Source organism: Microcoleus sp. S13C4, assembly GCF_036700865.1.
Classification (GTDB): Bacteria; Cyanobacteriota; Cyanobacteriia; order Cyanobacteriales; family Microcoleaceae; genus Microcoleus.
On the sequence record NZ_JAUBPS010000119.1, the window covers coordinates 1 to 9498 of the forward strand.

Below are 9498 nucleotides of genomic sequence, written 5' to 3' on the forward strand. Positions count from 1 at the left end.
GACCCCATCTTTTTTTACCACAAAACGCCCCAAAGCTCTACAGGGAATGCTTTCGACGGGGTTGTCACCCCGTCAGGCGATCGACTTTAATGCAGAGCTTTCGCCGAGCTTGAATTGCGAATTCAAAGTTTAGTAAACGCAATGCGTGGCCGGATTGTTAAGGGTTGCTAGCTGGAACTGATTTGGGAAAGTCGGTTGATGGTGGCGCCGATTACAAAACTTGCCTGGGGGCGATCGGAATTTCAATAATAAACTCGCTCCCCTCTCCGGGTGTAGAAACGCAAGTCAATTTTCCGCCATGAGAACTGACAACAATCGAGTGAGAAATAGACAATCCCAAACCAGTTCCCGAGCCCACGGGCTTAGTCGTAAAAAATGGATCGAATATCTTGTGCAGCACCTCAGTGCTCATGCCCGGCCCGCTGTCGGCAATTTTAATTATGGCAGAATTCCTGTCAGTCACCTCTGTAGAAATTGTAATCGTAGGCTGTTGATGAGAATTTTCCGGGTAATCTCTTGCTACGAGGAGAGCATCGATCGCATTTGTCAAAATATTCATAAATACCTGATTCAACTGAGACGCATAACAAGTAATTAGGGGTAGCGTGCTGTAATTTTTAATCACCTCAATTCCCAAACGCCCGCCCTCTTTTCTCAGGCGCGGTTGCAGCAACATCACCGTACTGTCGATGCCTTGATGGATATCTACCGACTTCATTTGCGCTTCGTCGAGGCGCGAGAAATTCCGCAAGCTTAGCACAATATCCCGGATTCTTTCCGCTCCTACTTTCATGGAATCCAGCAGCTTTTGCAAATCCTCGCTCAAAAATTCCAGCTCAATTGTTTCTATTTCTTCTAGAATTTCATCAGCAGGTTCTGGATAGTGCTGCTGGTAAAGCTCAATCAATTTTAGCAAGTCTTTAACGTATTCGCTAGCCGGATTAAGATTGCCGTAGATGAAACTTACAGGATTATTAATTTCGTGAGCTACACCAGCGACCATTTGCCCCAAACTAGACATCTTTTCCGTTTGGATTAATTGAGCTTGAGTTAGTTTAAGTTCGCGCAAAGTTTGTTCTAATCGCTCGTTCTTTTCATTTAACTCCTGCGTCCGCTCTTGCACTTTCTGTTCCACTGAATTGTAAAGCAGAGCATTTTCTAAAGAAATAGCAACTTGGGAAGAGAGCAACCTTAAAACTTCCAATCTGTGGGGAGTAAATGCTCCGACAGTCAAATTGTTTTCTAAATAAAGAATGCCGATCAGTTTGCCTTGATTGATGATTGGAGTACACAAAATAGATTGCAGTTGGTGTTTAGCGATGTAAGGATCGGCTGTGAATAGTCCCTCAGCCGCCGCATTGCTCAAAACCAAATCTGAGCGAGTCCTTTCCACATAATTAATCACCGTCACAGGTAAATCATGATAGTCTCCAACAGGCGTAAATTGCAGCACAGCTACATCTTCAGCAAATACTGACGCTTTAGCTGAAATCAACAGTTGGCCATCTCTGACTAAAATCAGAAAACCTAATTGAGCCCCCGCATTTTCTAAGGAGATTCTCATCAAAGAAGCCAGCAACTTATCGAGGACAATTTCGCTAGAAATCGCCAGAGATGCTTTCATTACCGTTGCCAAATCCAGCACTCTAGCATCGCTGCCAGTAGAAGTATGAATAGTTGTGGTAGTTTGATTGTTGTTAAAACTTCCATTGATTGGCGTCATTTCCCGCAACTGCGGATACTTCTGTTCTAAATCTTCTACTTTGCGAACTGCACCCCAGCGCAAGTAACACGAGTGAGCTTCGCGCAAGTGGATTTTGGCATATTGATACTTGCCTTTACTCAACCAAAACTTAGCTGCTAGTTCATTAGCTAGCGCTTCATTTTGGACAAACTCATTGTCTTGGGCTAAATTTATAGAGAAATCGTACAGTTCTACAGCTTCTGAATCTTTCTTGGAAATTCTGGCTATTTCTGCTTGTACTAAAAGGTACTTATGCAGAAAATTTTCGGCACAGTTGTCTGCCCAAATTTTCATCTGTTTTTGGTTTTCCTCTAACTTTTCCAAGTATTCCTTTTGCTTGTCTTCTGAAACATTTGGGAAAACGGCGGCTAAAGTTAAAGAAAAGAAAAAATTCCATTCGGTAGCGGGTATCGCTCCGGTAATAAAAGATAGCTGTTTTTCTACTTCAAAAGCTAGTTGTAGCGCTTCGTTGAAGTTGCCGTACCAGTACATTACCTGGCATTTGCGAATCTGATAAAGGCAGAGCGAGTACAAATTTTGATGAGCTTGGCAGTTGTGTACGTATTCAGCTTCGCTGATATCTTCGCTTTCAAATACAAACTTTTCAGAAGTTAGTTTGCTCAGGTTACGGAGGATTAACTCTACTCCTAATAATATATCGGTTACGAGCTGATTTTTGGTTTTTTGGCTGAACTGCAAATACCTGCTCGTATCGACTAGAATTTGCGAGATTTCTTTACCTTGAAAAAATGAGTTAGCTATGCGGTTGGACAGGATATAACCCGCATACTCTAAATCTCCTGATTCTAAAGCTGCTTGATATCCTTCATTGCTGATTGCGTGGGAATCTTTGATGTGATTGAACCAGTAATAAAAAATACTGACCAAGGATGAACAAGCTCTGCATTTCAAGCCGATATTGCCAGATTTTTCGCTGAGATTCAGCGATAGCAAGCCGAATTGATACGCAGCTTTGTAATCTCCCGAAACTGCGTTTAAGAACATACCGTAGCCAGCATAGCAAAGAGAGGCTTCGGGTACTAAACCGTATTGTAGAGAAAGATTGACTCCTTTTAAAACGCTGACTTTCCACAAGTCGGGATTTTTTAGGTACGCCGATGTCAGCAAGTTGGTAATTAATTTGACGGCAACTTTTTTGTCGGGTACAGTCATTTCGGGGGCGTCAATTAGGGAAGCTATTTCTCTACCTGCTAAAATATTTGTAGCTGCTGCAAATTCTTCGGATATGACTTTTTGTAGCCCATCTAGCGGCAAGTCAATGCCTAGCAAGTCTAAAGCTTTGATTCCGGCTTTAACGGCTTCCTCGTACTTCGCCCGCAGGGTGTACTGCACGATCAGCAGGTTGTAAATTTCTACCTTTTCTAAGGGCGATCGCGCTTTTTCCAACGTTATATTAATAAATTCTTCTGAGTTCTCAAAAAAACCGTTTAAATACTCAACATTTGCCCGTTCCATGTGCAAGGCAAAGGCTAAGTCGTAGTGATCATCCCAAATATCCTTGCTCAAACCGTCCATGCCGGCGGTCAAATACTGCAAGGCAGCAACATAAGCAGTGGCATCTTTGGCTCTGCGCGCGGCGTCTAAATTCAGCGTTGCCAGTTCAATTAATTCTCGATCATCTTTAATTAGCGATCGAGCTACATTCAAGTGATCGACTAATTCAAAGATTCTGTCAGCGCGATATTCAGCCGGAGTGTTTTCTAGGATTTGCCTGCCTATTTTCAGGTGAACTGCCTTTTTTTGCGAGTCGTCGATCAGAGCGTAAGCTGCTTGCTGTACGCGATCGTGCAAAAATTTATAATTCAGAATTAATAGCGGAAACAGCACGTAATCTAATGACTTGCTTTCCAATTCCGAAGTTGGCAGTATCAGTCCCGACTTAATCGCTGGCAACAGGTGAGAAAAAGTTTCGGAGGCTTCTTTCTCATTAATTAAAGAAAGAGTATTTAAGTCAAATTCGTTCCCCAAACAAGCCACTAAACGCAAAACTTGCTGCGTTGAACTTGGCAGCTTTCTCAATTTTTGTACCATCAAATCTACTACATTGTCAGTGATAGCGCACTGCTCAATTTGAGTCATATCCCAATGCCAGCCACCCTTGCTCCCCGACTGTGGCGGGTGAAAAACTAGCAGGTTTTCTTGATACAATGTTTGCAGGAATTGATTGACAAAAAAAGGATTGCCATCGGTTTTGCTAATTACCAATTCAGCTAAAGGTTTGACCGATTCTCGATCGCTGTGCAAGGTTTCCGCAATCAAATGAGTTATATTTTCCACCCCCAGCGGCGACAAAGCAATCTGATTAATGATAGCTTCCTGATTTCGCAGTGTCTCCACTGTCATCATTAAAGGATGAGTAGGACTAACTTCATTATCCCGATAAGCGCCAATTAAAAACAGATATTGCGTAGCTTCATCTGTCATCATCAATTCGATTAATTTGAGAGTAGCGGAATCAGCCCACTGCAAATCGTCGAGAAAAATGACCAGCGGATGTTCGGGCTGACAAAATACGCGGATGAAATTTTGAAATACTAAATTAAAGCGATTGAGAGATTCCGTCGGCCCCAATTCAGCTACAGGAGACTGAGCTCCGACAATTAGTTCAACTTCGGGAAGGACATCAATAATAATTTGTCCGTTTTGACCGAAGGAACTGCGGAGTTTGTCGCGCCAAACTGCTAATTGAGCCTCACTTTCAGTTAACAGTTGCCGCACCAATTCTGAAAAAGCGCTGACAACTGCCGAGTAAGGAATAGTCCGCTTGTACTGGTCAAACTTTCCCCAAATAAAATATCCACGCCTGCGGGTAATAGGTTTGTCTAAAATCTTCACCATAGCAGATTTACCTATACCGGAATAACCGGCAATCAGCATCATCTCGCTGCGGGATTTATGCTGTCCTCTCGCGAGGACTGACAAGGGAATTTGTTTTTTCGATTGGCTCTCTTTTTTGATGACAGAAATTTGAGAATCGTCGGTGCGGTAGCCTCGATTATTTGTTGCTGCTACCCGTTCAAATGCCGCTAAAAGAGTTTCAACTTCTCGCTGTCTGCCGTAAAGTTTTTGAGGTATTTGAAATTTGTCGGAAATATCTTGGCTGCCGAGAGGAAACTCAGAAACAACCCCAGATGTTTGCCACTGAAACAGGCAGGATTCCAAATCGGCTTTTAGTCCCCAAGCACTTTGATAGCGCTCTTCAGCGGTTTTTGCTAACAATTTCATCACAATATCTGAAACAGCTTGAGGAATTTCTGGGGCCATTTCAGCGAGAGGTACTGGCTGTTTAGCGATGTGACAGTGAACTAACTCCATGGGATCTGTAGTGGAAAAAGGGAGTTGTCCTGCCAGGATTTCATAGAAGGTCACGCCGAGGGAATAAAAGTCGGTGCGGTAATCCACTACCCGGTTCATTCTGCCGGTTTGTTCGGGCGACATATAGGCTAAAGTGCCTTCTAAAAAATTGGGATTTTTACTCGTTATATTTTCCAGATTGGATGCACTTGAAATGCTGAAATCTATGAGTTTAACTTGTCCTGTAGCAGGATTAAAAACTATATTAGAGGGGTTTATATCTTTATGAATTACATTTTTTCCGTGAATTTCTCCCAAAGTTTCAGCAACTTTGATGGCAGTAGTCAGAAATCCTAAGATGGTAAATTTTTGAGAACCCATAAATATTTTTAAAGATTCCCCGCCAAAATCTTCTAAGATCATTGCCAGACTATTTCTAACCTGTTGCAACTTATACACTTTCACAACTCCGTCCAACAGACTTAAGTTGGCAGTGATCTCATATTCGCGCTTGTATCTATTCAGTTCTTCAGGAGTCGGATAGTCTTCTTTGATAAGTTTGATAATAACAGGTTGGTTGTTCTGCTCGTTGTGGCCGCGGTAAACCAGGGAAGTGCTGCTTTCATAAATGAGAGCGAGAACTGCAACGCCGGGAATTGCCATCATAGTTGGGTTCTCTCAAATTAGGTGTGCTTGGTCAATGTTACAGGACTGACGCGCGGCGGGCTAGAAACCGGGTTTCTTCGTTGCTAGTCGTTGACAAACCCAAGATTTTATCGTGTAAATCGGGTTTCTTTTCGTAAATCCTATGTTATTCTTCATTATCGCTCAAGAGCTATCTTTTGGGATGTGTGGGAAAGCAGGCCTTGACAGGAAAGAGTTACGGCTGACAAAAGCACGCTGGGCTTTCGTCACCTCAGCAGTTAGGTAAACAAGATCACAAATACAGGATTTGTGCAAGGATTTCCTCTAATGCTCGATCGCCATGCTGACAACTAAATCATCTCAGATTCCCAGCAATCGCTTGACTTTAGTGGAGCGTCACCACATCTCGTAAAAATATGCAAGTGGTGAAAGATGTATTTTTTCCGGTGATCGGGTACGAATTTGCGGTGCTTCAAAAAACCGGCCGATGCAAATCTTAACTATAGCAAGACTAAATCATTGGTGAATTTCTTACTCCCGAGCGAGCGGGTTCGGGGAGGGTTGGGGTGGGGTAAAAAATTTACGACTCCTGCAAGGATTGCTATATAATTGGCGACCGAGGCGCTGAGGGAAGTAAGTGTTGCTTGGGAATCTGAAATTTCCTTCAGTTCTATCTATTTTGACCGATCGATTAACAATACTAACTGACCGTTTGACCAGAGTAAATTTGACAAAAAATGCCGAATTATTGCACCTTGTCTGGTGCGCGGCAGCGAACTCTAGGGCGATAGGATTTGCCTAGCTCTGAAGAAAATTGGAGAAAAGATTAAGAATTATTGCCATAAAAGCAAGGTCAATTTGTTGGAATTACGGGCCAAATCCTAAGCAGCAAAGGCTTTTGAGCATTTACCACATCTGGAAATCATCAGAAAGTTACTATTTCTAAAGGATTCATCCGGTGAGAAAATCAGAAACAACCTTAAAATTTAGCAGTAATCGCCCGATCGGGCAATTCTCAACCAGCACCAGGAAAAATACCTATGAAATTGGCTTATTGGATGTACGCAGGCCCAGCCCACATCGGCACTTTGCGCGTCGCCACTTCCTTCAAAAACGTCCATGCAATCATGCACGCACCGATTGGAGACGACTATTTTAACGTCATGCGTTCCATGCTGGAGAGGGAACGGGATTTCACCCCGGTGACTACCAGCGTCGTTGACAGACACGTACTGGCCCGGGGCTCGCAGGAACGGGTGGTGGACAACATCACCCGCAAAGACAGAGAAGAACACCCAGATTTAATCGTGCTCACCCCGACTTGCACCTCCAGCATTCTCCAAGAAGACTTGGAAAACTTCGTGGAGCGTGCTCAATTGGATGCTAAAGGCGATGTATTGCTGGCGGATGTGAACCATTACCGCGTCAACGAACTGCAAGCTGCCGATCGCACTTTGGATCAAATCGTCCAATTTTACATTAACAAAGCCCGCAAAAAAGGCGATTTAGTAGAAGCCAAAAGCGAAAAACCATCTGTCAACATTATCGGTATGTCTACCCTGGGTTTCCACAACCAGCACGACTGCACCGAGTTGAAGCGTTTAATGGCAGATTTGGGCATTGAAGTCAACGAAGTTATTCCCGAAGGAGCTTCGGTTCACAACTTAAAAAGACTGCCACGCGCTTGGTTTAACTTGGTTCCTTATCGGGAATTGGGGATGATGACCGGGGAGTATTTGCAAAAAGAATTCGGCACGCCGATGGTGGATATTACGCCGATGGGTGTGGTGGAAACGGCGCGCTGTATCCGTAAGATTCAGCAAGTTTTGAATGCTCAAGGTGCGGATGTTGATTACGAAAATTTTATTGACCAACAAACGCGGTTTGTGTCGCAGGCTGCTTGGTTCTCAAGGTCGATCGACTGCCAAAACTTAACGGGCAAAAAAGCCGTCGTATTTGGCGATAATACCCACGCTGCGGCGATGACGAAGATTTTGGCTCGCGAGATGGGAATCCACGTTGTGTGGGCTGGAACCTACTGCAAACACGACGCTGATTGGTTCCGGGAACAGGTAAGCGAGTATTGTGATGAAGTGCTGGTGACGGACGATCATGGGGCGATCGGGGATGCGATCGCCAAAGCGGAACCTTCGGCAATTTTCGGCACCCAAATGGAACGCCACGTAGGTAAACGGTTGGATATTCCCTGCGGCGTAATTGCTGCACCGATTCACGTCCAAAATTTCCCGATCGGCTACAAGCCATTTTTGGGTTATGAAGGCACGAATCAGTGCGTAGATTTGGTGTACAATTCCTTTACTTTGGGAATGGAAGACCACTTGCTGGAAATCTTCGGCGGCCACGATACCAAGGAAGTGATTACGAAGGGAATTTCGGCTGACTCTGATATGGGTTGGACGAAGGATGGACAAGCTGAGTTGAATAAAATCCCTGGTTTTGTGCGGGGTAAGGTGAAGCGGAATACTGAGAAGTTCGCGCGCGATCGGGGAATTGATAAGATTACCGTTGAGGTGCTTTACGCAGCGAAGGAATCTGTCGGCGCGTAGTTTATTGGTAGGGTGGGCATTTGCCCACCTCACTTAGTAAAATAGAAATGCACTGTCACTTTTCAAACCTAGAAAAGTTCTTTATGGCTAATTCTATTGCTTTCCAGACCGCGATCGAATATGTAGAATCTCTGGCAATTGAAGAGCAAGATTTGTTAATTGAATTAATTCAGAAACGGCGAATTGAAAATCGGCGAATGGAAATTGCTAGCAATGCAAGAGAGGTTTTGAGTGCTTTAAAAGCCGGCACAGCAAAGCGAGGCAACCTTGCACAGTTAAAAGCTGATTTACTGCATGAAGAATGAAAACTCTAGTTTGAAACAACAGTTTTAAACGGGCTTTTAAACGGGTTATCAAGAGAAACCCGCAATTAGGTGAGAAAATCTTTTCGGTTTTGGAGTTGTTAGTGAACGATCCATTTTATCCTCCATTGAAGTCACATAAACTGCGGGGGCAATTAGAAGGACTTTGGGCTTGTTGGGTTGAGTCCGATTGCCGAATTATCTATACTTTTGAGCAAGATAATGAAACGCAAGAGGAATTGATCGTCTTGATTGATATTGGGACGCATGATGAAGTATATTAAGTAACGATCGCCCTTTTCCAACAAGCGTGCGATCGGCTTAACCCGGTACTTGCACTAACCGCCTGACATCATCTCCCAGTCGAGTAAAATCATTAGGGTTAAGAGTCAACAACACATCCACACCGACTTTCAGTGCAGCTTGAGCCATTAACCGATCGTAAATCCCTCCCCCTGATAGTTTTAAACTAACCATTTTAAGTAGTCCTGCATAGGCAGTATAATTAGGGGTTTTATTTGATAGATAAACTGGCGTTATGCTCATCAATAAAATACCAAAGAGCTGCCCATGTGATTAAAGAGTGTTTGAGAGAATAAAACAGTTTTTTATCCTAGAGAGATATTCTTTATCTGATGGTATTATTAAATCTTTTTATATAGGGTAGTCCTGCATTGTCAGGGCTACCCGATCGCACTTATCGAAATTGATGAAAATTAGCATCCGCGCCCGCAGTTGGCGCACAATATTTAAAATAATTCTCTGCTTTGTCCTCGCGATCGCCTGTTAGTACATAAGTCCTCTCAGCAATCCAAAGTGCCAGTTTTTTAATTGTCCATCGGCTAGTCATACCATTTTTTTAAAGATGTGATAGACTTGTGTAAAAAGTAAAGGAGAGAATTACAATGTCTGGTCGTCCTCATAT

The 9498-nt window shown here is 43.5% G+C and carries 5 protein-coding genes and 1 pseudogene; 3 read left to right on the forward strand and 3 right to left on the reverse strand.

The window, feature by feature from the left end:
* Positions 1-211: 211 nt before the first annotated feature.
* The gene (locus QT996_RS27380) at positions 212-5725 is read right to left on the reverse strand and encodes an AAA family ATPase (RefSeq protein ID WP_333050538.1); all 5514 of its coding nucleotides are present in this window, start codon (positions 5723-5725) and stop codon (positions 212-214) included.
* A 1019-nt stretch (positions 5726-6744) separates the two neighbouring features.
* On the opposite strand from QT996_RS27380, the gene bchB reads away from it, so the two are divergent.
* From bchB to QT996_RS27395, 3 genes and pseudogenes are all read left to right on the forward strand, one after another.
* Positions 6745-8271 (forward strand): ferredoxin:protochlorophyllide reductase (ATP-dependent) subunit B, encoded by a 1527-nt coding sequence (gene bchB / locus QT996_RS27385; protein WP_242723164.1) that lies wholly within the window; start codon positions 6745-6747, stop codon positions 8269-8271.
* Between the two features lie 83 nt (positions 8272-8354).
* Positions 8355-8576: a hypothetical protein gene (locus tag QT996_RS27390; RefSeq protein WP_333050541.1), complete on the forward strand. Its 222-nt coding sequence runs from the start codon at positions 8355-8357 to the stop codon at positions 8574-8576.
* Positions 8577-8605: 29 nt separating this feature from the next.
* A pseudogene (locus QT996_RS27395) lies at positions 8606-8857 on the forward strand (type II toxin-antitoxin system RelE/ParE family toxin); the annotation flags it as partial.
* A gap of 37 nt (positions 8858-8894) precedes the next feature.
* Here QT996_RS27395 and QT996_RS27400 read toward each other — a convergent pair.
* Together QT996_RS27400 and QT996_RS27405 are read right to left on the reverse strand one after the other, a co-directional pair.
* Positions 8895-9050 carry a hypothetical protein gene (locus tag QT996_RS27400; RefSeq protein ID WP_333050543.1) on the reverse strand — a complete coding sequence of 52 codons (156 nt, stop codon included), beginning with the start codon at positions 9048-9050 and terminating at the stop codon, positions 8895-8897.
* A gap of 220 nt (positions 9051-9270) precedes the next feature.
* A complete protein-coding gene (locus QT996_RS27405; protein WP_333050545.1) occupies positions 9271-9423 on the reverse strand; it encodes a hypothetical protein in 153 nt (50 codons plus the stop codon).
* Positions 9424-9498: the final 75 nt, after the last annotated feature.

Excerpts from the sequence above, each read along its gene's own strand:
- QT996_RS27380 (WP_333050538.1), bottom strand. The coding sequence starts at position 5,725 with ATGATGGCAATTCCCGGCGTTGCAGTTCTCGCTCTCATTTATGAAAGC.
- bchB (WP_242723164.1), top strand. The coding sequence starts at position 6,745 with ATGAAATTGGCTTATTGGATGTACGCAGGCCCAGCCCACATCGGCACT.
- QT996_RS27390 (WP_333050541.1), top strand. The coding sequence starts at position 8,355 with ATGGCTAATTCTATTGCTTTCCAGACCGCGATCGAATATGTAGAATCT.
- QT996_RS27400 (WP_333050543.1), bottom strand. The coding sequence starts at position 9,050 with ATGGTTAGTTTAAAACTATCAGGGGGAGGGATTTACGATCGGTTAATG.
- QT996_RS27405 (WP_333050545.1), bottom strand. The coding sequence starts at position 9,423 with ATGACTAGCCGATGGACAATTAAAAAACTGGCACTTTGGATTGCTGAG.